This window comes from Micrococcaceae bacterium Sec5.1 (assembly GCA_039636795.1).
Classification (GTDB): Bacteria; Actinomycetota; Actinomycetes; order Actinomycetales; family Micrococcaceae; genus Arthrobacter.
Map to the genome: position 1 here is coordinate 4,939,854 of CP143430.1, position 26,855 is coordinate 4,966,708.

General features: G+C 59.4%; 13 protein-coding genes and 6 rRNA genes. 5 read left to right on the forward strand and 14 right to left on the reverse strand.

What is annotated here, in order from left to right:
• Positions 1-3: 3 nt before the first annotated feature.
• The gene (locus VUN82_22610; protein XAS71837.1) at positions 4-951 is read right to left on the reverse strand and encodes an amino acid ABC transporter ATP-binding protein; all 948 of its coding nucleotides are present in this window, start codon (positions 949-951) and stop codon (positions 4-6) included.
• Positions 948-1,913: an amino acid ABC transporter permease gene (locus VUN82_22615; protein ID XAS71838.1), complete on the reverse strand. Its 966-nt coding sequence runs from the start codon at positions 1,911-1,913 to the stop codon at positions 948-950. Before VUN82_22615 ends, VUN82_22610 begins: the two co-directional genes overlap by 4 nt.
• A gap of 265 nt (positions 1,914-2,178) precedes the next feature.
• On the opposite strand from VUN82_22615, the gene VUN82_22620 reads away from it, so the two are divergent.
• The 4 genes from VUN82_22620 (at position 2,179) to VUN82_22635 (ending at position 7,627) form a co-directional block, all read left to right on the forward strand.
• On the forward strand, positions 2,179-4,131 hold the full coding sequence (locus VUN82_22620; protein ID XAS71839.1) for an FAD/NAD(P)-binding protein: 1,953 nt from the start codon (positions 2,179-2,181) through the stop codon (positions 4,129-4,131).
• Between the two features lie 57 nt (positions 4,132-4,188).
• Positions 4,189-4,707 (forward strand): GNAT family N-acetyltransferase, encoded by a 519-nt coding sequence (locus tag VUN82_22625; GenBank protein XAS71840.1) that lies wholly within the window; start codon positions 4,189-4,191, stop codon positions 4,705-4,707.
• Positions 4,708-4,716: 9 nt separating this feature from the next.
• Entirely contained in the window at positions 4,717-6,483 is a 1,767-nt protein-coding gene (locus VUN82_22630; protein ID XAS71841.1) for a helicase HerA-like domain-containing protein, read from the forward strand.
• A gap of 115 nt (positions 6,484-6,598) precedes the next feature.
• Positions 6,599-7,627 (forward strand): hypothetical protein, encoded by a 1,029-nt coding sequence (locus VUN82_22635; protein ID XAS74773.1) that lies wholly within the window; start codon positions 6,599-6,601, stop codon positions 7,625-7,627.
• A gap of 234 nt (positions 7,628-7,861) precedes the next feature.
• Here VUN82_22635 and VUN82_22640 read toward each other — a convergent pair whose 3' ends face one another.
• The 9 genes from VUN82_22640 to VUN82_22680 all read right to left on the reverse strand — a co-directional run bounded on the left by VUN82_22640 (position 7,862) and on the right by VUN82_22680 (position 20,138).
• On the reverse strand, positions 7,862-9,835 hold the full coding sequence (locus VUN82_22640) for an NHL domain-containing thioredoxin family protein (protein XAS71842.1): 1,974 nt from the start codon (positions 9,833-9,835) through the stop codon (positions 7,862-7,864).
• The gene (locus VUN82_22645) at positions 9,835-12,030 is read right to left on the reverse strand and encodes a cytochrome c oxidase assembly protein (protein ID XAS74774.1); all 2,196 of its coding nucleotides are present in this window, start codon (positions 12,028-12,030) and stop codon (positions 9,835-9,837) included. The genes VUN82_22640 and VUN82_22645 overlap by 1 nt, the downstream gene beginning before the upstream one ends.
• Positions 12,031-12,286: 256 nt before the next feature.
• The gene (locus tag VUN82_22650; GenBank protein ID XAS71843.1) at positions 12,287-12,574 is read right to left on the reverse strand and encodes an HU family DNA-binding protein; all 288 of its coding nucleotides are present in this window, start codon (positions 12,572-12,574) and stop codon (positions 12,287-12,289) included.
• A gap of 239 nt (positions 12,575-12,813) precedes the next feature.
• Positions 12,814-13,098 carry a hypothetical protein gene (locus VUN82_22655; GenBank protein XAS71844.1) on the reverse strand — a complete coding sequence of 95 codons (285 nt, stop codon included), beginning with the start codon at positions 13,096-13,098 and terminating at the stop codon, positions 12,814-12,816.
• A gap of 85 nt (positions 13,099-13,183) precedes the next feature.
• A 5S ribosomal RNA gene (gene rrf / locus VUN82_22660) occupies positions 13,184-13,300 on the reverse strand.
• 192 nt (positions 13,301-13,492) lie between these two features.
• Positions 13,493-16,638, reverse strand: a 23S ribosomal RNA gene (locus VUN82_22665).
• A gap of 95 nt (positions 16,639-16,733) precedes the next feature.
• Positions 16,734-16,895, reverse strand: coding sequence for a hypothetical protein (locus VUN82_22670; GenBank protein XAS71845.1), 162 nt, complete (start codon positions 16,893-16,895; stop codon positions 16,734-16,736).
• Positions 16,896-17,189: 294 nt separating this feature from the next.
• A 16S ribosomal RNA gene (locus VUN82_22675) occupies positions 17,190-18,709 on the reverse strand.
• A 475-nt stretch (positions 18,710-19,184) separates the two neighbouring features.
• Entirely contained in the window at positions 19,185-20,138 is a 954-nt protein-coding gene (locus tag VUN82_22680; GenBank protein ID XAS71846.1) for an RNA polymerase subunit sigma-70, read from the reverse strand.
• Positions 20,139-20,229: 91 nt separating this feature from the next.
• On the opposite strand from VUN82_22680, the gene VUN82_22685 reads away from it, so the two are divergent.
• Entirely contained in the window at positions 20,230-20,607 is a 378-nt protein-coding gene (locus VUN82_22685) for a nuclear transport factor 2 family protein (protein XAS71847.1), read from the forward strand.
• Positions 20,608-20,696: 89 nt separating this feature from the next.
• Here the strand turns inward: VUN82_22685 and rrf (VUN82_22690) are convergent.
• From rrf (VUN82_22690) to VUN82_22700, 3 genes are all read right to left on the reverse strand, one after another.
• Positions 20,697-20,813 (reverse strand): 5S ribosomal RNA (rrf, locus tag VUN82_22690).
• A gap of 192 nt (positions 20,814-21,005) precedes the next feature.
• Positions 21,006-24,151, reverse strand: a 23S ribosomal RNA gene (locus VUN82_22695).
• Positions 24,152-24,679: 528 nt separating this feature from the next.
• Positions 24,680-26,199 (reverse strand): 16S ribosomal RNA (locus VUN82_22700).
• Together the 16S, 23S and 5S rRNA genes form the textbook arrangement of a ribosomal RNA operon.
• Positions 26,200-26,855: the final 656 nt, after the last annotated feature.

The following is a 26,855-nucleotide window of genomic DNA, read 5'->3' on the forward strand; positions in this document are numbered from 1 at the left end:
TTCCTAGATGTTGAAAGCCGGTTCGATGACCTTGGAGAAGAAACTTCGGGTGCGTTCTTCACGGGGGTTGCCGAAGATTTCCTGGGGCGTGCCGGACTCAACGATCTGGCCTTGGTCCATGAACACCACGGTGTCCGCGACGTCCCGGGCAAAACCCATCTCGTGGGTCACGATGATCAACGTGGTCCCAGACTTGGCGAGCTCGCGGATGACGTCCAAAACCTCATTGACCAGTTCGGGGTCCAACGCTGAGGTGGGCTCGTCGAAGAGCAGGATCTTGGGGTCCAGTGCCAATGCCCGCGCAATCGCGACCCTCTGTTGCTGGCCCCCGGAGAGCTGCCGCGGGTAGGCATCGGCCCGGTCCTTCAGGCCTACCCGGTCCAGGAGTTCCAGGCCACGCTTCCTGGCTTCAGCCTTGGATCGCTTTTGGGCGACGATTGGCGCCTCGATGACGTTTTCCAGGGCGGTGAGGTGCGGGAAAAGATTGAAGCTCTGGAAGACCATGCCGATGTTGGTGCGCTGCTTGAGGATGTCTTTCTCACGCAGTTCATGGAGCTTGTTCCCGCGGACGTGGTAGCCCACCAGCTCGTTGTCGATGGTGATGAAGCCCCCGTCCACCTTCTCCAGGTGGTTGATGGTGCGCAGCAGCGTGGACTTTCCGGAGCCGGAGGGGCCCACGATCACCGCGACACCGCCTGGCGGCACGGACAAGGAGACACCCTTGAGGACTTCGGTAGTGCCGAAGGACTTTCGGACATTGGTGATATCGACCTGTCCGCGGGTGGCGGGTTTGTCAATCGTGGCGGGCTTGTCCCTCAAGGCGGGCTGCGCCGCCGTCGGACTGGCCCCTGTCGGACTGGCGGAAACTGACCCAGCCGGGGCGTCAGCCGAGGTTTCGTCGGCAGCCTGGGCCGCCGTCGTGGTTTCTTTGCGCGCGGCGAGGATGCTCATCGGCTTTCCTTGGTCTGTGAGACTGCAACGTGGGTAGCGAAGAACCTGCGGGCCTTCTGAAGTGGAGTGAGCGGCAGGTTCCGCAAGGCACCCTTGGAGAAGTGCCGTTCGATGTAGTACTGGAAGACGCTCAGCACTGAAGTGATAACGACGTACCAGAGTGTTGCGACCAGCAGCAGCGGCAGCACCTGCTGGGTCCGGTTGTAAATGACCTGGACCGTGTAGAAGAGCTCCGAGTACGCCAGGACGTAGACGATCGACGTGCCCTTGACCAGGCCGATGATCTCGTTGAAAGCGTTGGGCAGGATGGCGCGCATGGCCTGTGGCAACACGATCCGTGTGGAGCGCTTCCAGGCGGGAATGCCCAGTGCGGAAGCTGCCTCGAGTTGGCCTTGGTCCACCGAGAGGATGCCGCCACGAATGATCTCTGCGGAGTAGGCGGCCTGGTTGAGGGTCAGGCCCAGCACTGCTGCAGCGAACTGGCTGATCAGCGTGGTGGTCTGGGCTTCGAAGAAGCGGACGTCCGTGAAGGGGATGCCCAGGGTGATCTTCTCGTAGAGGTAGCCCAGGTTGTACCAAAGGAGCAGTTGGACCAGCAGGGGCGTGGAACGGAAGATCCAGGAGAACGTCCAGGAAACCGAGACCAGCAGCGGCGACGCGGACAAGCGCATGAGGGCGAGGATGAATCCGAGGACGAATCCCAAAACTCCGGAGATCGCCGTGAGTTTGAGCGTTTCCACCAAGCCATTCACCACGGACTGGGCCGTAAACCACTGGGCCACCACTCCCCACTCCCAACGCGGGTTGGTGACGAGCGACCACGCAATGGCTGCGACGCCGGCCGCCACCAGGACAATGCCCACCCATCGCCACGGGTGCCGGGCAGGGACCAGTTTGTAGTCGGAGTAATCCGTGGTGGCAGGTGCACTTTCTGCCGTGGCAGGCGGTGCGATCGCACTCATGCGCCACCTCTTTTCAGATCGGTTGTTGACTATCGGATGGCTGCCAATCTATGGGCGCACGGGACGGCCAGCAAGACGGAAATTTGCACTTCTTCACTGGACTTAGCGCGGGTTCACGGGGCTTCACGCAACGCCATATGAGTCCGAATTTTGCGCCCGTTAACGCTGGATGACGCGCAGTGAACGGCCGTTACCAGCTCCTCGACCGGGGCTGCATCTCCTCCCTAGATTGGGCTGCACCACCCGCTGTATTTCAGGAGATTCCATGCCGTCACCAGTTCCTGCCATCGCCTTCATCGGCGGCGGCCCGCGCACGGCCGGCGTCCTGGAAAGGCTGGCAGCGAGCCGTCCCGGATTATTCGATGGACCCCTGCACATCCACATCGTGGAGCCGTATGAGCCGGGCTCCGGGAGGATCTGGCGCTATGACCAGAGCCCGGGCCTCCTGCTGAACTCCACCGCCGCGGACGTCACCATGTTCACCGACGCGTCCGTGGCGTGCGACGGTCCTCCCGTTGACGGCCCCGGCCTGGCCACCTGGGCAGCAGGTGTGCTGGATGGGAGCATCCGCGATGTCCCCGCGCTGGAGCCGCACTTGCTGGCACAGCTCCAGTCGCTCACACCGTCTTCATTTCCCACCCGGCAGCTCCAGAGCAAATACCTCGAATGGTTCTTCCGCCGGTCAGTCGCCGCTCTGGGGCCCGATGTCACCGTGACGGTCCACCGGGACACGGCTACAGCGGTCACGCCTGTTTCCGCTTCCGTGGGTGCCACAGCCGAGTCCGACGCCGGCGGGCACCGCGTGCGGTTGGCTTCCGGCGCGGAGGTGCTGGCCGACGTCGTGGTTTACGCCCTGGGCCATACCGATTCGTTGCCGGACGACGAGTCCGCCCGCCTCAGCGATTTCGCTGCCCGCCAAGGTGGGTTCCATGCGCCGCCGTCGTACACAACGGACGTGGACTACTCGGGCATCAAGGCCGGCCAGGACGTGATCGTATCCGGCATGGGGCTCGGGTTCGTGGATCTCCTGGTGCTGCTGTTCGAGGGCCGCGGCGGGCGCTTCGAGGAAGTAGCCGACGGCGAACTTAAGTACGTGCCCTCAGGCGCCGAACCGAGCCTCTGGGTAGGTTCACGACGCGGCGTGCCTTACCACTCCAAGATTTCCTCCGTTGTGCGCGGCGAGCCGTTAAGCCGGCCGCGGTACTTTACCGCCGAGGCAGTTGACGCGTTGTTGGCGAACCATCAGGAACTGGACTTCCGCTCACAGCTGTGGCCGTTAATCGCCAAGGATGCCGGCTATGCCTACTATCGGGAGCTTTTCACCGGCTACCCAGCGCGTGTGTCAGGCAGCTGGGAGGAGTTCGAGGCCCGGTTCGACGCCGTCGACTGGTACAGCCCTGCCCGGGAAGAGCTGGTTGCCTTCTCTATCCCTGATGCCGCGCTGCGGCTGGACTTGGAGGCCCTCGACCATCCCCTGAGCGGTTGCGCCTTCGCGGACCACGAGGCCGTACAGCGTTCGGTGGCCGCGTACATCCAACACGATCTCGCCCTCCGAACCAGCCCGGACCATTCCGAAACACTCGCGCTCTTCACTGCATTGTTGTTCGTCTACATGGACCTTGGCCGGCTGGTCCCGCAGCAGCGGCTCAATGCACCGTCCCAACAGGCGATCCACGGCTGGTGGCACGGCTTCTTCAGCTTCGTGGATTCCGGGCCGCCGTCACACCGTCTCCGTGAGATGCTCGCGCTGCACCGCGCCGGGTTCCTGAAGTTCCTGGGGCCGGGAATGTGGGTTCGCACCGACGAATCAACCGGCCGGTTTGTAGCCGGCTCATTCCAGTCACCCGTGGTGGTGGATGCGTCCGCGTACATCGAGGCACGGTTGCCCTCTCCGTCCGTGGAGCGTTCGGCGAATCCCGCTTTGGCAGACCTGCACGACGCCAGATGGGGCACCGAGCAGAGGCTGCTCACCTCTGAGGGTCCACACTCCACGGGCAAACTCCTGGTCTCCGGGAATCACCAGGTCCTGTCCCCTGTTGGTACAGCACAGAAGACTTTGTTTGCAGTGGGACCGTGGACGTCCGGTTGGGGCGCGGGAGCGTTTGCCCGCCCCAATACCAATGCGGCACCTTTCCGGGAGAACGATGCCCTGGCCCGGCAGATCCTGACCACCGTTGCTGCTGCCCGCCCAACTGAGTCGCAGTTAAGCGCGTTCTGACCGCCCAAAACGCGCTTAATTGCTACCTACTTGGGCTCCACCTACGAAGGGCCTGACATGACCACAACGCCAACCCTGCCGACGTCGGGCCTTTCCGTCCTGAGCCTGCCCATGCGCGATCCCCGCGTTCGTCCCCTCCTGGACGAACTCGCCGTCGAATATGACACGCGGTACGGGACACTCTTCGGCACCGGGGGTGCTGCGGAGGAATTGAACCGGTACCCGGCCGAGGAATTCGCCGCGCCCCACGGAGCACTGATCATCATCCAGGAGAACGGCGAATCCGTGGCTGGCGGCGCGTTCCGGCGTTACGACGAGCACACCGCAGAGCTCAAGAGGATCTGGACCCACTCTGCGCATCGTCGTCGCGGCCTGGCACGGCGGGTGCTCACAGAGTTGGAGAATGAAGCACGACGCCGCGGCTACAGGAAGCTCTACCTCACCACCGGTCCACGCCAGCCGGAGGCCAGGAATCTGTACCTCGCCACGGGCTACAAAGCGCTCTTCGACCTCGCCGCCGACCCCGAAGACATCAAGCATTTGGCCTTCAGTAAGGATCTCGCCCGGGCCAGCTAAGCTATGCGCATGGCCAACAAAACCACTGCTGAAAAACTTGCCACCATCCAGCAGGGGTACGCCCTGGAAGGTGCAACCATCGAGCTGGGCGCCGCGATCGTCGATGGTGAAATTCACAAAGAGGCCCAGGTCCGGCTCCCTCTGGCCATGATGAACCGCCACGGCCTCGTGGCCGGCGCCACCGGTACTGGCAAAACGGTCACGCTGCACATGATTGCCGAACAGCTCTCGACGGCGGGTGTTCCGGTTTTCCTCGCGGACATCAAGGGAGATCTTTCCGGACTGGCCACGGCGGCAACGGGCAGCGAAAAATTGAGCGCACGAACTGAAGCCCTCGGGCAGCAGTGGCAGGGAAAGAACTTCCCTGTTGAATTCCTGAGCCTGGGCGGTGACGGCAATGGAATCCCGATCCGCGCCACCATCACCTCGTTCGGGCCCATCCTGCTCTCACGCATCATGGACCTCAACGACACCCAGGAATCCAGTCTTCAGCTGATCTTCCACTTTGCGGACAAGAACAAGCTGGAACTGATCGACCTCAAAGACCTCCGGGCCGTGATCCAGTTCCTCACCTCGGACGAGGGCAAGGAACAGCTGGAGGACCTTGGCGGACTCTCCAAAGCCACAGCTGGCGTCATCCTGCGGGAACTCGTCACCCTTGAGGCGCAGGGCATGGAGAAGTTCTTCGGCGAACCGGAGTTCGATACCGCCGAGCTCCTCCGCACAGCCCCCGACGGCCGGGGCGTGATCAGCTGCCTTGAGCTGCCCACCCTGCAGACCAAGCCCCTGCTGTTCTCCACGTTCCTCATGTGGCTCCTGGCGGACCTTTTCGAAGACCTCCCCGAAGCCGGCGACCTCGACAAGCCCAAACTGGTGTTCTTCCTGGACGAGGCACACCTGCTGTTCAGCGACGCCTCCAAAGCCTTCCTTGAGGCCATCACCACCACGGTCCGGCTCATCCGTTCCAAAGGCGTAGGCATATTTTTCGTCACCCAGACACCCAAGGACGTCCCCGCTGATGTCCTGGGCCAGCTCGCCAACCGTGTGCAGCACGCCTTGCGAGCGTTCACGCCGGAGGACGCAAAAGCGCTCAAGGCCACGGTTTCCACATTCCCCGTCAGCGATTACGACCTCGAAGAGACGCTCACCTCCGCCGGCATCGGTGAGGCCGTCATTACCGTGATGAACGAAAAAGGCGCCCCCACCCCTGTTGCCCTCACCCGGCTCCGCGCACCCGAATCCGTGATGGGACCCAGCGCCGATGACCTGATCCGCAGCACCGTGGCTTCGTCCTCCCTTCTGGTCAAGTACGGGACGGCTGTAGACAACGTGTCCGCCTACGAGAAACTCACTGGCAACGCCGCGCCCTCCACCGGCGACGCCGCACCGGGCTTGCCACCGGTTCCAGGCAACGCTTCAGGTTCTGGCGCTTCAGGTTCTGGCGCTTCAGGTTCTGGCGCTTCAGGTTCTGGCGCTTCGGGGGGTACGCCCTACGACATCGACGCCGAAGCGCGGCGCATCGAGGAAGAGATCCTCGGCCGCCCGAGTTCCCGTCCGGCGCCTGCACCCTCCTCGTTTCCTGCGCCGGCTCCCGCGCCCCAGCAGGCGCCGCAACAGTCATCCCAGCAGGATAGTGGCATGTTCGGCGACCTCGCCGGGGCACTCGGCGGAGCCTTGGGCGGCGGGCTGAAGAGCATGGTCCGCTCCATGGGGACACAGCTTGGCCGCGACCTCATGCGCGGCGTTTTCGGTACCTCCTCGCGGCGCCGCCGCTAGCCGTTCTTGACTGTCAAAAGCCCGACGGCGGGTGGCGGCACATCTTGCTGCCACCCGCCGTCGGGCCCTCCAGGAAGGGTCTTCGCAGGTCACGCTGACGCCCTCATGCACAGCTATCGCCGCCACGGCAGGTAACGTAAAGGGCGTGCAGTTGAGTCAAGCGATAGTCAGGACCGCAGCCGGATGGCTGCTCGGTCTGATGCTTGCTGCCGCCGGGGCCATCGTCTGCATCAACCTGGTGAGCTCCTCCGTGGCCAGTCCGCAACAGCCTGTCCGGGAGTATTTGGAGGCCTTGCAGAAGGGCGAAGGCGAGCAAGCCCTGGGCCTGTTGCGGGCAAAAGTTCCCAGTGCAAACGCCGCCATGCTCGACGGCACCGCCCTGCAAACTGCGGCCTCAAAACTGTCCGACATCAAACTCGGAAATGCCGAGGCCAGGGGCAGCAACCGTGTTGCCGTGCCCGTGGACTACACGTTGGACGGCAACCGGCTCCACACCGAATTCCTGATGGAGCGCACCGGTACCCAATGGTTGTTCTTCGGCAAATGGGCTTTCGTTCCCACCACGCTGCCCACCCTTGAGGTCACCGTCGTCAACTCCAACGAAGCAGCGCTCAATGGCGTCCCGGTGAACATGCCCAATGGTCACAACACTTTTGCAGTGTTCTACCCCGGCAAATACGAAGCCAGCCTGAACGGCACCTACTTCGAGGCGCCTGCTGCCTCGGCCCTCGTTTCAAACCGCGACGGCGGTCAGGCACCCCTGAACCTGCAGACGCGGTCAACCAAGGCCATGAACGAAGCCGTTGCTGGTAAAGTGCGGGAGTTCCTGGACACTTGCGCCGCCCAAGCCACCGAGCAGCAGCGGCTCCAACCTGATTGCCCGTTCTACCACGCCAGCAATGCGCGCGTCGTCGACGGAACCATCAAGTGGGAAATTACCGAGTACCCCAAGATCACCATCGAGCCCTTCGGCGGCAAATGGGTTGTAGCCCCGCTCAACGGCAAGGCAAGGGTTTCCGCCCGCGAGATCAATTTGTTCACCGGCCTGGTCAACGACCTCAACGTGGAGCACGATTTCAGCTTCACCACCCAGCTGGACACTGACAACAACACCGTGACCGTCACCCCGATGCTGACGTTCTAGGCCCCCCGCGCACTCCACAGTTCCCTACGCCGTCGATAAAGACCTGGCTCTCGGTCCGGATCCCCACATCCCTGAACAGGACACGCGCCAAGGTTTCGATCAGGGAACCCGCCCCACGATCAACTTTTGCAACGACTTCACGGGCGCGACTGGCCCAGTTCTGGAAGGCTGGGGGCAGGAAAAGGCCTAGGTCCTCCCCCTTCAAGGGTCAAACCCGGGCCAGTTCAGCAGGCTTTAGTCCATGCCGCGGAGATCAAGCACCAGCTCTGATTCGCCGTCAGCCTGCAAAATAACAGGGATGCCCCAATCCTGCTGGTACAGGTGACAGGCCGCGTGGTCCGGAATCTCTCCGTCCGCGGTTTCAGGTCCATCGCAGGCGGCCGCACGGGCAGTAATGTGAAGGATGCCCTCTGGCACGTCGGGCGACAATTCGATGGTGCGCAACAAGCCCACCGATGTCCCGCCGCCGGAGACCAGCAGTTCAGGCGGCGTGGAAGAGACCTTCATCTGCGTCGGATCGCCCCAACGGTCATCAAGCTTCTGGCCCGTGGGAGCCTTGAAGCGAACAGCCAGCTCCAGGATTCCAGGGGTCACGGGGCTCTTGGGACGGTGCGTCTGTGACGCGCCCTCATCCACCTGCTGGGCTTCCTTGGGAATCGGTACCAAAACCAGTTGATGCTTGTTTGATTCAACCACCACCAGCAGCGGCTCACTGTTGCCGTGGTTCACCACGACGACGTCACTCGGCTCGGCCAGGCCACGCGCCAACGTTGACACGTTCTTCGTCGCGGGATCGTACCGGCGAACGGCACCGTTGTAAGTATCGGCGATCGCTACGGAACCATCCGGCAGTACCGTGACCCCCAAGGGGTGCTGCAAGCGTGCCTCGCTGGCGTCGCCGTCACGGAATCCGAAGTCGAACAGGCCTTGGCCGACGGCTGTCTCCACTGTCACGCCGGACTCGTTAAGCACCAAACGTCGCAGCGAGGAAGTCTCCGAGTCGGCCACCCAGATGTTGTCATCGGCATCAATGGCCAGGCCGGACGACTGCGCGAACCAGGCATCCTCCGCGGCCCCGTCCAACAGTCCCTCCAGGCCCGAGCCCGCCAGGATGGAAACCTGGTTGGTCACGGGATCGAACGCAAAGATCTGGTGAGTTCCCGCCATCGCGATGACAACACGCTGCAGCTTCGCGCTCCACACCACATCCCACGGCGAGGACAAGGAGACCTCCGTACCGAGGCCAAGCACCCCGACGTCGATTGCGTCGGCAGCAAAGTCAGCCGGACCGCCGTCGTGGTGTTCGGACCAGGCACCCGCGCCCGTCTCGGTTACACGGGCAGGGCCGGCATCGAGCAAGCGCTGCACACCGTTGCCGGCAACAGTCCGGACATGCCCTGAACTCAACGTCACACCCCGAAGGCGGTGGTTAACGGTATCTGCGACCACGGCGTCATAACCGAGCGTGGAAGCGAGTTCCGCCGGAAGAACAGCTATGCCTTGCGGCTCGTTGAACTGGGCCGTGTCCGTCTGGCCGTCCGTGTAGCCCTTGGTTCCGGAGCCAATAACCCGCTCAACGGTTTTCAGGTCCGGGTGGAGCTCCACCAGGCGGTGGTGACCGGAGTCGACGACGAGGTAATTGCCGTTGGCCAACTGGGTCGTTTTGCCCGGGAAGCGCAAAGTGCCCGACGTCGGCACAGGAGCGACGTACGGACCGTTGCCCCGGTGAAGGGTCCCCTTTGCTTCATGCTCGGCCACAAGCTCCTCAAGCAGCACAGCGAGGCCATCTGCGTGGCCTTCCCCGGAAAGATGCGCCACGATGTAACCCTCCGGATCCACAACAACCAGCGTGGGCCAAGCACGGGCTGTGTACGCCTTCCACGTGGCCAGCTCAGGGTCATCCAGGACCGGGTGATGGATCTCGTAACGTTCCACGGCAGCTGCAAGAGCAACAGGATCAGCTTCGTGCTCGAACTTAGGCGAATGTACACCAACTGTCACCAGGACGTCAGAGTACTTTTCCTCGAGGGGCCTGAGTTCGTCGAGAACATGCAGGCAGTTGATGCAGCAGAAGGTCCAGAAGTCCAGCAGCACGATTTTGCCGCGCAGGGATTCCAAGTCAAGGGACTTGTCGCCCGTATTGAGCCAGCCGCGGCCCTCCAGTTCGGAGGCCCGGACCCGGTGTTGGGTGCGTACGGTTTCGCTCATCAGCGTCCTTCCAGCTTCGTGTTTCGTTCGGTCTTGCTGCTTGCTTGGTCAGCGTTTTCCTCTGGGGTGGCGCCTGCCGGGGCGTCACTTGTTCGGGTCGCTTCAGTCGTTTGAGTGGTCAGGGCCGTGGGGATGCCTGCGGCCGGGCGGCCGGCCAATTTGGCGTCGCGGTCAGCGAGCCGGGCAAACATATCGTTATAAGCGCTCAGATCGGCGTCGTTATTCCTGTCGGCCGCACGGTCCACCCGTCGGGTCTCCCGCTCGTCCGAGCGCGACCACATGACGGCCACGCCGATTGCCACCAGCAAGGTGGGAACTTCACCAATGCCCCAGGCCACAGCACCGCCCATTTGCTGGTCTGCAATGGCCGAGGCACCCCAGGTCCGGCCCAGGTTGCCAAAGTAGTCAGCAGCCAGCAGGCCAGTACCGCCCATAATGGCCACGCCAAAGAACGCGTGGAAACCCATGGTTGCGAGCAGGAGCAGCAGGCGCATGGGGTACGGCGCGCGGCGCGGCAGAGGATCACTGCCGATCATGCTGAGCACAAAAATGTAGCCGGTCAGCAGGAAGTGCAGATTCATGAGCTCATGGCCCACGTGTTCCCGCATGGCCAGGCCGAAAAGGTCCGAGTAGTAGAACAGCACGATGGATCCCGCGAAGTTCGCAGCGGCGAACAACGGATGAGTCACTACCTGCGAGAACCTGGAGTGGACGAACAAGAGCAGCCACTCCCGAAGACCCCGCGAACCGTGTGCGCCTTCACCGCGGGAAGGGAGTGCACGCAGTGCAAGGGTCACGGGCGAACCCAACACCAGGAAGATCGGTGCCACCATGGTCAGGGCCATGTGATCCACCATGTGGGCAGAAAACAGTACTCGGCCATAGACAGCCGGCGGACCCGAGGTGATGTAGGTGAGAATCACCAGTCCGATCATCCAGTTCACCGTCTTGAACCAGGACCAGCTATCCCCGCGCTTGCGGATCTTGATGATCCCAAGGATGTAGGACACGGCGCCAAATAAGGCGACTCCCACCCACAGCCAGTCAAGACGCCATTCGGTAAGCCAGCGCTCTGGCGTAAGTTCAGGGGGAACCTCATAGCCGGACAGGATAAAGGCCGGCGAGGCGTCCGGTGCGTACGTGGTGGGCTGCGGAGGGGCCGAACGCCCGAGCGCCACGGCGAGGCCCGACGTCGCGCCCATCACCAGCAGCTCAACCAGAACCAGCTGCCACAGCACCCGGCGGGCAGACATCGAACCGCTCTTCCCGAGCTGAGGTATGACCCACTGACGATGCATGAAGCCAATGCCACCGAGCACCAGGGTGGCAAGTGCCTTGGCGAGAATGAGCTGGCCATAGGCAGAGCCAAACAGATCGCCCAGGTTGGTAACGCGGATGGCTGCGTTTATCACACCGGATGCAAACACCAGGACGAAAGCAAAGCCTGCCAGGGCCGAGAAGCGTCGGAGGGTCGATTCAGTGATATCGCTGGTTCCATAGCTCCGCGAACCAGCGAGTAATCCGGAAAGGACCGCGAGCATGATGATGCCTCCCACCCACACGGAGACTCCAACCAGGTGAAGGCCCAGCGAGTTGATGGCGCCTTCGTGATCACTGGAGCTGGAGGAGTGGCCGATCAGCGCGGTTGGAATGAGCCCGATCAAGGCAAGCAGCAGGGTAAAGGCGAGGCCAGTCAACGAACGAACGCCGAAGAGTGCTGTGGTGACTACCGCGGCAATGATGGTGATGGACAGCCAAGCCTTGCCCGTATCGATGTCCGTCATAAAGTACACCAGCGAGCGGGTGAATTCGGCGTCACCGGAGAGTCCCTGACCCGCGACATCCGCGTAGGTCAATACCAGGACCGCTACGGCGGACAGTGTCCAAGCGGCACCTGCCGCGGCGGCAACGGCAAGGGCGCGTGCAAAAGCCGGATGCTCCGGAGCCTCCAGATCCTTCTCACGGGATCGCGACGCTCTAAGGTTCTTGGGCAGGATTCCGACTGCGAAGATCAGGCCACCAATAACTGTGGCTATGGAAACGTTGTGGACGGCTTTAGCCACCGGCAAGCCCCACCGGACCAGCGCTCCGGGGTCCGATACCTGGCGGGCAGCAGAAGCACCGGAGAAGATGAGGGCCGCCACCAAAGTCAGGAAGAGCACCGCCAGTCCAGCAAGCTGCCACGGAAGGGAAATGCCCGTGACGGCATTGCCTCCCCGCGCTCCCGGCTTGGGAACAGGCGATGGGGCAGTTGCGGAGCTTCTTGCTGATGGCACCTATCCATTGTCCGTTACGTGTGGCTGGGCTGCGAATCGGGAAGCATTTGGGGAGGAGAAGTGGGCACGAGCAATCCGGACCCCGCCTTGGTGTGGGGGACAAGTGATTGCTTAACGGCAAAAGGGGCGGCAACCAGTTGGTTGCCGCCCCTTTCAGGCGTTCGCCGAAGTGGAATTACTTCTTCTTGGCGACAGCAGCCTTCAGCTTGGAGCCTGCGGTCAGCTTAACGCTGTGGCCAGCGGCGATCTGGATGGTTTCGCCCGTCTGCGGGTTGCGGCCGGTGCGTGCTGCACGGTCGGTGCGCTCAACTGCGAGCCAGCCCGGGATGGTGATCTTCTCGCCAGCGGCAACAGAAGTCTCGAAAACTTCGAACAGTGCATCGAGCACGGAGTTGACGGCTGCCTGGCTGGTGCCAGCCTTGCCTGCTACCTCTGCAACGAGTTCACTACGGTTCTTAGCCATTTACGTCCTCCTGGACTAATACGTTTTTTGAGCTTTCAAGCGGAATGCGAGCAAGCCACTGCTCGAAAACTTACCAGCTTGCACCGGCTTGGCCAGCAAATTCCGCGTGTTTCCGCGCTTTTTTGACCAAAATCACCGGTTTTTCAGGGTTTTTGGGGCTGTGGACCGCACATGGCGTACCCTACGGCGTTGAAGACGTCCCCCACCATGGCGCCTTCAGAGCATCCGATCGCGGTGAATCAGAAGAGAATTCGCTGATACAGGACGTGGTCTTGCCACTCGCCTGCGATGTGGAGACACGACGGCGCCGGCCGATCCTCTCGAAGCCGGATCGTTTGAGGACCGCCTGTGAGGCCGCGTTGTGCACCAAGGTTGCGCCGTGGTTCCCATGGTTCGAGGTGCTCTGCGTTCCGGCTGTACGCGGCCGCCAATGGCCCGGCGTCCGACAAGGACAAAGTCCTAAGGTGGACTTTCCCGTTCACGGCGTTCCCCGTGGGGACATCCAGGGTTCGAGTCAGCGTCATCCTGCGACTCTAGCGGTCTTAATTGTCTGTTAAATGTGGGAGACCCCCCGACCCGTGTGGGTTGGGGGGTCTCGACCTAATGTGTGTCCGGCGGTGTCCTACTCTCCCACACCCTCCCGGGTGCAGTACCATCGGCGCTGTGGGTCTTAGCTTCCGGGTTCGGAATGGGACCGGGCGTTTCCCCCACGCTATGACCGCCGTAACCTTGTTACCCGAACCCCTGTGCCGGTTTGGTGCCGGTGTTGGGGTGGGAAGCTTTGTGGTTACAACATGTGTGTTCCCTCGATGTTGAGGGTCCTGTGGTGTTGTGTATTTAGTTGTGGTTTTTGTTCCTGGAAGCAACGGGTTTTGTTGTTCGGGAACCACATAGTGGACGCGTGCAGTGCTTTTGTGTGTGGTGTAAGTTGTTGGCCTATTAGTACCGGTCAGCTTCACGAGTCTTTAGTCCTCGCTTCCACATCCGGCCTATCAACCCAGTGGTCTGGCTGGGGGCCTCTCACACAAATTGTGTATGGAAATCTCATCTTGAAGCGAGCTTCCCGCTTAGATGCTTTCAGCGGTTATCCCATCCGAACGTAGCTAATCAGCGATGCACTTGGCAGTACAACTGACACACCAGAGGTTCGTCCGTCCCGGTCCTCTCGTACTAAGGACAGCCCTTCTCAAATTTCCTGCGCGCGCAGCGGATAGGGACCGAACTGTCTCACGACGTTCTAAACCCAGCTCGCGTACCGCTTTAATGGGCGAACAGCCCAACCCTTGGGACCTACTCCAGCCCCAGGATGCGACGAGCCGACATCGAGGTGCCAAACCATGCCGTCGATATGGACTCTTGGGCAAGATCAGCCTGTTATCCCCGAGGTACCTTTTATCCGTTGAGCGACGGCCATTCCACAATGTACCGCCGGATCACTAGTCCCGACTTTCGTCCCTGCTTGAGATGTCTCTCTCACAGTCAAGCTCCCTTGTGCACTTACACTCGACACCTGATTGCCAACCAGGCTGAGGGAACCTTTGGGCGCCTCCGTTACTTTTTAGGAGGCAACCGCCCCAGTTAAACTACCCATCAGGCACTGTCCCTGACCCGGATCACGGGCCGAAGTTAGATGTCCAAAGTGACCAGAGTGGTATTTCAACGATGACTCCACCCGAACTGGCGTCCGGGCTTCAACGTCTCCCACCTATCCTACACAAGCCACTCCGAACACCAATACCAAACTATAGTAAAGGTCTCGGGGTCTTTCCGTCCTGCTGCGCGTAACGAGCATCTTTACTCGTACTGCAATTTCGCCGAGTTTATGGTTGAGACAGCGGGGAAGTCGTTACTCCATTCGTGCAGGTCGGAACTTACCCGACAAGGAATTTCGCTACCTTAGGATGGTTATAGTTACCACCGCCGTTTACTGGGGCTTAAATTCTCAGCTTCGCCCACAAGGGGCTAACCGGTCCTCTTAACCTTCCAGCACCGGGCAGGAGTCAGTCCGTATACATCGTCTTGCGACTTCGCACGGACCTGTGTTTTTAGTAAACAGTCGCTTCCCCCTGGTCTCTGCGGCCCACACCCGCTCCACAGAGCAAGTCTGTATCACGGGGCAGGCCCCCCTTCTCCCGAAGTTACGGGGGCATTTTGCCGAGTTCCTTAACCATAATTCTCTCGATCGCCTTGGTATTCTCTACCTGATCACCTGTGTCGGTTTGGGGTACGGGCGGCTAAAACCTCGCGTCGATGCTTTTCTAGGCAGCATAGGATCACCGGATCCCCCCATACGGGGGTCCCATCAGATCTCAGGATCGTGCTCGAAACACACAGGAACGGATTTGCCTATCCCTGACCCTACATCCTTGGACCGGGGCAACCATCGCCCGGCCCGGCTACCTTCCTGCGTCACACCTGTTAATACGCTTACCTCCCGGGATCAGGTCCCGCGCTCGGCCAAAACCCACACACCACAAGGGTGATAGGGCAGGCTCCGGGCGGTTAGTATCCCCCGCTTGGCATGGGCGGTTTTTCGCCGGTACGGGAATATCAACCCGTTGTCCATCGACTACGCCTGTCGGCCTCGCCTTAGGTCCCGACTTACCCAGGGCAGATTAGCTTGACCCTGGAACCCTTGATCATTCGGCGGACGGGTTTCTCACCCGTCTTTCGCTACTCATGCCTGCATTCTCACTCGTGTAGGCTCCACCGCTGGTTTCCACCGCGACTTCACTGCCCACACGACGCTCCCCTACCACTCCACACCCCTGAACCACGAAGGCTAGGGCACTGTGTGAAATCCACAACTTCGGCGGTGTACTTGAGCCCCGCTACATTGTCGGCGCGGAATCACTTGACCAGTGAGCTATTACGCACTCTTTCAAGGATGGCTGCTTCTAAGCCAACCTCCTGGTTGTCTTCGCAACTCCACATCCTTTCCCACTTAGCACACGCTTAGGGGCCTTAGTTGGTGGTCTGGGCTGTTTCCCTCTCGACTATGAAGCTTATCCCCCACAGTCTCACTGCTGCGCTCTCACTTACCGGCATTCGGAGTTTGGCTGACGTCAGTAACCTTGTAGGGCCCATCGGCCATCCAGTAGCTCTACCTCCGGCAAGAAACACGCAACGCTGCACCTAAATGCATTTCGGGGAGAACCAGCTATCACGGAGTTTGATTGGCCTTTCACCCCTACCCACAGCTCATCCCCTCCATTTTCAACTGAAGTGGGTTCGGTCCTCCACGACGTCTTACCGTCGCTTCAACCTGGCCATGGGTAGATCACTCCGCTTCGGGTCTAGATCACGCCACTACACTCGCCCTGTTCAGACTCGCTTTCGCTACGGCTACCCCACACGGGTTAACCTCGCGACGTAACACTAACTCGCAGGCTCATTCTTCAAAAGGCACGCCGTCACCAGAATCAGACTGGCTCCGACGGATTGTAAGCACACGGTTTCAGGTACTGTTTCACTCCCCTCCCGGGGTACTTTTCACCTTTCCCTCACGGTACTGGTCCGCTATCGGTCATTAGGAAGTATTTAGGCTTATCAGGTGGTCCTGACAGATTCGCACGGGATTTCTCGGGCCCCGTGCTACTTGGGATCCTCTCCAGGCGGTACACAACATTACGGTTACGGGGCTCACACCCTCTCTGGCCGGCCTTTCAAGACCGTTCACCTATGCCTGCACTACACACCCCACCAGTCCGGCAGAACCAGTACGGAAAGTCCCACAACCCCGCCCATGCAACGCCCGCCGGCTATCACACATGGAAACGGTTTAGCCTGATCCGCGTTCGCTCGCCACTACTAACGGAATCACTCTTGTTTTCTCTTCCTGCGGGTACTGAGATGTTTCACTTCCCCGCGTTCCCCCCACGCACCCTATGTGTTCAGATGCGGGTCACACAATCACTTTTGACAGCGTTGTGCGGGGTTTCCCCATTCGGACATCCTGGGATCAACGCTCGGTTATCAACTCCCCCAGGCTTATCGCAGATTCCTACGTCCTTCTTCGGCTCCTAATGCCAAGGCATCCACCGTGTGCCCTTAAAAACTTGACCACACAAAGATCAAAAACTTACTCGAGAGAACCACGACCACAAGGGCCAGGTTCATTCATAAGAAATTGCTGTAAGAACACACACAAGTGTGTGTTCTAGATGCTCGCGTCCACTATGTAGTTCTCAAACAACAACCCCGTCAACCACACCCCACCCACCACAACCCACACACCCACAAAAACGCGGGAGCAGGGGCTGCTGACAGTGACCGGGACGCCGGAAGCAGGAACAAAAGAAACACCAGAAGATGCCCCCATGCATTGCTGCAAAAAGGTCCTGTTGCCTCAGGACCCAACAGTGCGCCAAACACAACCCCATACCAGCCACGCCCCGGCAGCGTTCCACACAACACCACACCCCCCAAAAAGGGGCACGGGTTGCCGTACTAACACCAGGACACAACCGGTAAAGGCCATGCCAAAGAAGTTTGATTCGTTGATGTTTCCACCCATGAGCACCCACCGCAGAACAGACGCCTGCGCAATGGGCAACACTGACAACCCGTCATCCGCCCATGCAGGCGAACAACACAGTTGTTAGCAGCTCCTTAGAAAGGAGGTGATCCAGCCGCACCTTCCGGTACGGCTACCTTGTTACGACTTAGTCCCAATCGCCGGTCCCACCTTCGACGGCTCCCCCCACAAGGGTTAGGCCACCGGCTTCGGGTGTTACCAACTTTCGTGACTTGACGGGCGGTGTGTACAAGGCCCGGGAACGTATTCACCGCAGCGTTGCTGATCTGCGATTACTAGCGACTCCGACTTCATGGGGTCGAGTTGCAGACCCCAATCCGAACTGAGACCGGCTTTTTGGGATTAGCTCCACCTCACAGTATCGCAACCCTTTGTACCGGCCATTGTAGCATGCGTGAAGCCCAAGACATAAGGGGCATGATGATTTGACGTCGTCCCCACCTTCCTCCGAGTTGACCCCGGCAGTCTCCTATGAGTCCCCGCCATCACGCGCTGGCAACATAGAACGAGGGTTGCGCTCGTTGCGGGACTTAACCCAACATCTCACGACACGAGCTGACGACAACCATGCACCACCTGTAAACCGACCGCAAGCGGGGCACCTGTTTCCAGGTCTTTCCGGTTCATGTCAAGCCTTGGTAAGGTTCTTCGCGTTGCATCGAATTAATCCGCATGCTCCGCCGCTTGTGCGGGCCCCCGTCAATTCCTTTGAGTTTTAGCCTTGCGGCCGTACTCCCCAGGCGGGGCACTTAATGCGTTAGCTACGGCGCGGAAAACGTGGAATGTCCCCCACACCTAGTGCCCAACGTTTACGGCATGGACTACCAGGGTATCTAATCCTGTTCGCTCCCCATGCTTTCGCTCCTCAGCGTCAGTTACAGCCCAGAGACCTGCCTTCGCCATCGGTGTTCCTCCTGATATCTGCGCATTTCACCGCTACACCAGGAATTCCAGTCTCCCCTACTGCACTCTAGTCTGCCCGTACCCACTGCAGAACCGGAGTTGAGCCCCGGTCTTTCACAGCAGACGCGACAAACCGCCTACGAGCTCTTTACGCCCAATAATTCCGGATAACGCTTGCGCCCTACGTATTACCGCGGCTGCTGGCACGTAGTTAGCCGGCGCTTCTTCTGCAGGTACCGTCACTTTCGCTTCTTCCCTACTGAAAGAGGTTTACAACCCGAAGGCCGTCATCCCTCACGCGGCGTCGCTGCATCAGGCTTTCGCCCATTGTGCAATATTCCCCACTGCTGCCTCCCGTAGGAGTCTGGGCCGTGTCTCAGTCCCAGTGTGGCCGGTCACCCTCTCAGGCCGGCTACCCGTCGTCGCCTTGGTAGGCCATTACCCCACCAACAAGCTGATAGGCCGCGAGTCCATCCAAAACCACAAAAGCTTTCCACCCCCCACCATGCGATGAGGAGTCGTATCCGGTATTAGACCCAGTTTCCCAGGCTTATCCCAGAGTCAAGGGCAGGTTACTCACGTGTTACTCACCCGTTCGCCACTAATCCCCCAGCAAGCTGGGATCATCGTTCGACTTGCATGTGTTAAGCACGCCGCCAGCGTTCATCCTGAGCCAGGATCAAACTCTCCGTTGAAGAAAAACAAATCAAACAGACACAACCACACCCACCGGAAATAACGGTAAACACGGCTGCACAAAATTCGAAACCAGCTGAAAACCAGACCACCACACACGGGGGTGCGCAGAGGCCCGGCCATAATTTCAACCAATCAATAAAACAATCGGCATCAACAAACTTGGCACACTATTGAGTTCTCAAACAACAGACCCCCCAAAACATCACCCCGCACAGCGCACCACAAAAACAGCGCACCCAACAAGGGCCATTGGAAAAGAAGAGTTATTTTTGGCCGCCTACCGAACCGTACACACCTTCCGGCTTTCCGTTTCGCACCCGGCGACTCAGAAAACAATACACGCCCCACACCCCCAACGCAAATCCACCCCAACAACCACCCAACACAACCCCAACAAACCCCCAACCGCCCGCGACAGCCCCGCCGTCGGGCATTCATTAGGGCGCGTCACCGAGCCAGTTGCGCACCGCTTCACTCAAGAAAGTCCGGCATCCCGAAGTGTCGATGCAGACCATCGTCGAGGAACCGCATGATCGATGCGATCTTGTCTCCAGCCTGAGCTGGCTCAATCACCAGGAGCCCCCGGGCCCGGCCTTGCAGATAACACACGAATGCCGGCCTGCCACCGGCAGTGACAGAGGTCAGCGCATAGTTGCCGCCAGGGCGCCCAGCCGCACTGGCACGGAGGAAACTCCCGACGGCGTGCTGACCCACGTAAAGTTCGCTGGCCGGGGGCATGGCAAGCCAGCATTGATCGGTGAGGAGCTCAAGGACGCCCTCGACGTCGTCTCGCGCGAAGGCATCCGCAAACTTGCGGGCTAGATCGTGGTGGTCTGCTCCGGTCGCGATTGACTCTGGAGACGGTCTGGCGCGGGCCCGCTGAAGAAGGCCCTTGGCCGCCGTCGGGCCTATCGCGAGCATCTCGGCAGCTTCGGTAACGGTGAAATCCAACACATCGCAGAGGATCAGCACCGCGGCTTGGCGCGGCGGCATCCGTTGAAGCGCAACCACAAACGCGAGCTCAACGCTTTCGCGGGCAACGGCCCGCACAGCAGGATCAAGCTCGTCGACCAATTCATCGGGGTAAGGCTGCAAATGCGGTTGATCGAATCGGTCGTTCGGAGTCGGCGGCTCGAAGGGAGGTGCAGGGGCGGGGCGAGGACGGCGACCCCGGTCCCTAAGCGCATTGAGCGAACGAGTAGTGGCAATCCGGTAGAGCCAAGTCCGCAGGGACGATCGGCCGGCAAATCCAGGCAACCCTTTCCATGCGGCAAGCAAAACCTCCTGCAGGACATCATCTGCATCGTCAACAGATCCTGTGATCCTGTAGCAGTGCAAGTGAAGTTCGCGGCGAAAGGGCGCAACGACGGAAGCAAAGGCTTCCTCATCACCGGCCCGGGCGGCCTCCAACTCCGCTGACGTCACAGCTCAATCTTGGCATGTACCCACTTAGGCGTTCCGATCTGCTGCCCCGTGGTGTCTAAACAGAAGTAAACCTCACGAAAGGAACCAGACCATGACTGAAAAGCAGGCCAAGGCCGTCGAGATCGCAGTGGCCTACCATCGGGCCTGGACAACCGGCAACTTGGACTCGGCGGCCGAGCACTTGGCCGAGGACGTCACCTGCCATGCGCCGTCCGGCACAATGAACGGTAGGGCAGCTGTCCGGGCGTTCATGGAGCCCTTCGCTGCTTCGCTCACAAAATCCGTGCTTCTTGCGGCTTATGGGTCCAACGACGAAGCAATACTCATGTACGACACTGCCAATCGGGCGGTTCCGAGCGCTCCGGGGGCTGAGCTGTATCGCATTCAGAATGATCAGATCGCCGAGATCCACATCATCTTTGATCGTCTGCCTTTCGCATTGGCGCGTGGCGACGTTGTTGGGGTGTGAACGCGATGGCTCCTCCCGATGTCAGCCGGAAGGTGGGTTAAATGAGGCAAGCCCCGACCGTCATGGTCGGGGCTTGCCCGTTAATGGTTGTCCGGCGGTGTCCTACTCTCCCACACCCTCCCGGGTGCAGTACCATCGGCGCTGTGGGTCTTAGCTTCCGGGTTCGGAATGGGACCGGGCGTTTCCCCCACGCTATGACCGCCGTAACCTTGTTACCCGAACCCCTGTGCCGGTTTGGTGCCGGTGTTGGGGTGGGAAGCTTTGTGGTTACAACATGTGTGTTCCCTCGATGTTGAGGGTCCTGTGGTGTTGTGTATTTAGTTGTGGTTTTTGTTCCTGGAAGCAACGGGTTTTGTTGTTCGGGAACCACATAGTGGACGCGTGCAGTGCTTTTGTGTGTGGTGTAAGTTGTTGGCCTATTAGTACCGGTCAGCTTCACGAGTCTTTAGTCCTCGCTTCCACATCCGGCCTATCAACCCAGTGGTCTGGCTGGGGGCCTCTCACACAAATTGTGTATGGAAATCTCATCTTGAAGCGAGCTTCCCGCTTAGATGCTTTCAGCGGTTATCCCATCCGAACGTAGCTAATCAGCGATGCACTTGGCAGTACAACTGACACACCAGAGGTTCGTCCGTCCCGGTCCTCTCGTACTAAGGACAGCCCTTCTCAAATTTCCTGCGCGCGCAGCGGATAGGGACCGAACTGTCTCACGACGTTCTAAACCCAGCTCGCGTACCGCTTTAATGGGCGAACAGCCCAACCCTTGGGACCTACTCCAGCCCCAGGATGCGACGAGCCGACATCGAGGTGCCAAACCATGCCGTCGATATGGACTCTTGGGCAAGATCAGCCTGTTATCCCCGAGGTACCTTTTATCCGTTGAGCGACGGCCATTCCACAATGTACCGCCGGATCACTAGTCCCGACTTTCGTCCCTGCTTGAGATGTCTCTCTCACAGTCAAGCTCCCTTGTGCACTTACACTCGACACCTGATTGCCAACCAGGCTGAGGGAACCTTTGGGCGCCTCCGTTACTTTTTAGGAGGCAACCGCCCCAGTTAAACTACCCATCAGGCACTGTCCCTGACCCGGATCACGGGCCGAAGTTAGATGTCCAAAGTGACCAGAGTGGTATTTCAACGATGACTCCACCCGAACTGGCGTCCGGGCTTCAACGTCTCCCACCTATCCTACACAAGCCACTCCGAACACCAATACCAAACTATAGTAAAGGTCTCGGGGTCTTTCCGTCCTGCTGCGCGTAACGAGCATCTTTACTCGTACTGCAATTTCGCCGAGTTTATGGTTGAGACAGCGGGGAAGTCGTTACTCCATTCGTGCAGGTCGGAACTTACCCGACAAGGAATTTCGCTACCTTAGGATGGTTATAGTTACCACCGCCGTTTACTGGGGCTTAAATTCTCAGCTTCGCCCTTACGGGCTAACCGGTCCTCTTAACCTTCCAGCACCGGGCAGGAGTCAGTCCGTATACATCGTCTTGCGACTTCGCACGGACCTGTGTTTTTAGTAAACAGTCGCTTCCCCCTGGTCTCTGCGGCCCACACCCGCTCCACAGAGCAAGTCTGTATCACGGGGCAGGCCCCCCTTCTCCCGAAGTTACGGGGGCATTTTGCCGAGTTCCTTAACCATAATTCTCTCGATCGCCTTGGTATTCTCTACCTGATCACCTGTGTCGGTTTGGGGTACGGGCGGCTAAAACCTCGCGTCGATGCTTTTCTAGGCAGCATAGGATCACCGGATCCCCCCATACGGGGGTCCCATCAGATCTCAGGATCGTGCTCGAAACACACAGGAACGGATTTGCCTATCCCTGACCCTACATCCTTGGACCGGGGCAACCATCGCCCGGCCCGGCTACCTTCCTGCGTCACACCTGTTAATACGCTTACCTCCCGGGATCAGGTCCCGCGCTCGGCCAAAACCCACACACCACAAGGGTGATAGGGCAGGCTCCGGGCGGTTAGTATCCCCCGCTTGGCATGGGCGGTTTTTCGCCGGTACGGGAATATCAACCCGTTGTCCATCGACTACGCCTGTCGGCCTCGCCTTAGGTCCCGACTTACCCAGGGCAGATTAGCTTGACCCTGGAACCCTTGATCATTCGGCGGACGGGTTTCTCACCCGTCTTTCGCTACTCATGCCTGCATTCTCACTCGTGTAGGCTCCACCGCTGGTTTCCACCGCGACTTCACTGCCCACACGACGCTCCCCTACCACTCCACACCCCTGAACCACGAAGGCTAGGGCACTGTGTGAAATCCACAACTTCGGCGGTGTACTTGAGCCCCGCTACATTGTCGGCGCGGAATCACTTGACCAGTGAGCTATTACGCACTCTTTCAAGGATGGCTGCTTCTAAGCCAACCTCCTGGTTGTCTTCGCAACTCCACATCCTTTCCCACTTAGCACACGCTTAGGGGCCTTAGTTGGTGGTCTGGGCTGTTTCCCTCTCGACTATGAAGCTTATCCCCCACAGTCTCACTGCTGCGCTCTCACTTACCGGCATTCGGAGTTTGGCTGACGTCAGTAACCTTGTAGGGCCCATCGGCCATCCAGTAGCTCTACCTCCGGCAAGAAACACGCAACGCTGCACCTAAATGCATTTCGGGGAGAACCAGCTATCACGGAGTTTGATTGGCCTTTCACCCCTACCCACAGCTCATCCCCTCCATTTTCAACTGAAGTGGGTTCGGTCCTCCACGACGTCTTACCGTCGCTTCAACCTGGCCATGGGTAGATCACTCCGCTTCGGGTCTAGATCACGCCACTACACTCGCCCTGTTCAGACTCGCTTTCGCTACGGCTACCCCACACGGGTTAACCTCGCGACGTAACACTAACTCGCAGGCTCATTCTTCAAAAGGCACGCCGTCACCAGAATCAGACTGGCTCCGACGGATTGTAAGCACACGGTTTCAGGTACTGTTTCACTCCCCTCCCGGGGTACTTTTCACCTTTCCCTCACGGTACTGGTCCGCTATCGGTCATTAGGAAGTATTTAGGCTTATCAGGTGGTCCTGACAGATTCGCACGGGATTTCTCGGGCCCCGTGCTACTTGGGATCCTCTCCAGGCGGTACACAACATTACGGTTACGGGGCTCACACCCTCTCTGGCCGGCCTTTCAAGACCGTTCACCTATGCCTGCACTACACACCCCACCGGTCCGGCAGAACCAGTACGGAAAGTCCCACAACCCCGCCCATGCAACGCCCGCCGGCTATCACACATGGAAACGGTTTAGCCTGATCCGCGTTCGCTCGCCACTACTAACGGAATCACTCTTGTTTTCTCTTCCTGCGGGTACTGAGATGTTTCACTTCCCCGCGTTCCCCCCACGCACCCTATGTGTTCAGATGCGGGTCACACAAATCACCTTTAACAGCGTTGTGCGGGGTTTCCCCATTCGGACATCCTGGGATCAACGCTCGGTTATCAACTCCCCCAGGCTTATCGCAGATTCCTACGTCCTTCTTCGGCTCCTAATGCCAAGGCATCCACCGTGTGCCCTTAAAAACTTGACCACACACATCAAACTCTCGTTTGACGATGCATCATCCATTCGAGAGAACCATGACCGCTAAGGGCCAGGTTCATTCATAAGAAATTGCTGTAAGAACACACACAAGTGTGTGTTCCAGATGCTCGCGTCCACTATGTAGTTCTCAAACAACAACCCCATCAACCAGACCCCCACCACAACAGCGGAAAAGGAGTACCGGAAGCAGGAACAAAAGAAACACCAGAAGTGCCCCCAATGCATTGCTGCAAAAAGGTCCTGTTGCCTCAGGACCCAACAGTGCGCCAAACACAACCCCATACCAGCCACGCCCCGGCAGCGTTCCACACAACACCACACCCCCAAAAAGGGGCACGGGTTGCCGTACTAACACCAGGACACAACCGGTAAAGGCCATGCCAAAGAAGTTTGATTCGTTGATGTTTCCACCCATGAGCACCCACCGCAGAACAGACGCCTGCGCAATGGGCAACACTGACAACCCGTCATCCGCCCATGCAGGCGAACAACACAGTTGTTAGCAGCTCCTTAGAAAGGAGGTGATCCAGCCGCACCTTCCGGTACGGCTACCTTGTTACGACTTAGTCCCAATCGCCGGTCCCACCTTCGACGGCTCCCCCCACAAGGGTTAGGCCACCGGCTTCGGGTGTTACCAACTTTCGTGACTTGACGGGCGGTGTGTACAAGGCCCGGGAACGTATTCACCGCAGCGTTGCTGATCTGCGATTACTAGCGACTCCGACTTCATGGGGTCGAGTTGCAGACCCCAATCCGAACTGAGACCGGCTTTTTGGGATTAGCTCCACCTCACAGTATCGCAACCCTTTGTACCGGCCATTGTAGCATGCGTGAAGCCCAAGACATAAGGGGCATGATGATTTGACGTCGTCCCCACCTTCCTCCGAGTTGACCCCGGCAGTCTCCTATGAGTCCCCGCCATCACGCGCTGGCAACATAGAACGAGGGTTGCGCTCGTTGCGGGACTTAACCCAACATCTCACGACACGAGCTGACGACAACCATGCACCACCTGTAAACCGACCGCAAGCGGGGCACCTGTTTCCAGGTCTTTCCGGTTCATGTCAAGCCTTGGTAAGGTTCTTCGCGTTGCATCGAATTAATCCGCATGCTCCGCCGCTTGTGCGGGCCCCCGTCAATTCCTTTGAGTTTTAGCCTTGCGGCCGTACTCCCCAGGCGGGGCACTTAATGCGTTAGCTACGGCGCGGAAAACGTGGAATGTCCCCCACACCTAGTGCCCAACGTTTACGGCATGGACTACCAGGGTATCTAATCCTGTTCGCTCCCCATGCTTTCGCTCCTCAGCGTCAGTTACAGCCCAGAGACCTGCCTTCGCCATCGGTGTTCCTCCTGATATCTGCGCATTTCACCGCTACACCAGGAATTCCAGTCTCCCCTACTGCACTCTAGTCTGCCCGTACCCACTGCAGAACCGGAGTTGAGCCCCGGTCTTTCACAGCAGACGCGACAAACCGCCTACGAGCTCTTTACGCCCAATAATTCCGGATAACGCTTGCGCCCTACGTATTACCGCGGCTGCTGGCACGTAGTTAGCCGGCGCTTCTTCTGCAGGTACCGTCACTTTCGCTTCTTCCCTACTGAAAGAGGTTTACAACCCGAAGGCCGTCATCCCTCACGCGGCGTCGCTGCATCAGGCTTTCGCCCATTGTGCAATATTCCCCACTGCTGCCTCCCGTAGGAGTCTGGGCCGTGTCTCAGTCCCAGTGTGGCCGGTCACCCTCTCAGGCCGGCTACCCGTCGTCGCCTTGGTAGGCCATTACCCCACCAACAAGCTGATAGGCCGCGAGTCCATCCAAAACCACAAAAGCTTTCCACCCCCCACCATGCGATGAGGAGTCGTATCCGGTATTAGACCCAGTTTCCCAGGCTTATCCCAGAGTCAAGGGCAGGTTACTCACGTGTTACTCACCCGTTCGCCACTAATCCCCCAGCAAGCTGGGATCATCGTTCGACTTGCATGTGTTAAGCACGCCGCCAGCGTTCATCCTGAGCCAGGATCAAACTCTCCGTTGAAGAAAAACAAATCAAACAGACACAACCACACCCACCGGAAATAACGGTAAACACGGCTGCACAAAATTCGAAACCAGCTGAAAACCAGACCACCACACACGGGGGTGCGCAGAGGCCCGGCCATAATTTCAACCAATCAATAAAACAATCGGCATCAACAAACTTGGCACACTATTGAGTTCTCAAACAACAGACACTAACCGGCACCACCGGACCCTTACAGGGCCACAGGATCGCTCCGGAGCAACTTTTCAAACTTACCCGATCAACCGGAACCATGCAAATCAACGTTTCCGCGATTCCCGATCCGATGTTCGGCCCCACCCGGCACCGGCACGCCCAAAAGCGCACCATATTCCAGGCTGTTATCAAAGGGGTTGGCCCCCGCAGTTCCCAGCACCAGGCTGTCTCACTCGCGGCGACTCAGAAGACATTACACGCCCACCAGCCCTGGAACAAATCGCCCCGAACACCACCCCAAAACCCCGCAAACACACGCCAAACAACACCATCCACGGCTCAGAAACAGCCCGGAAGCACCAAAACAACTTCCGTGAGGCCCATCACACCAACCAAAGCCCCCGCCCCAGACAGCCGCGGCACCCAGCCCAGCAACCGCCGTCGAACATTCCGAAACCCCCAACCAAAAGCCGACA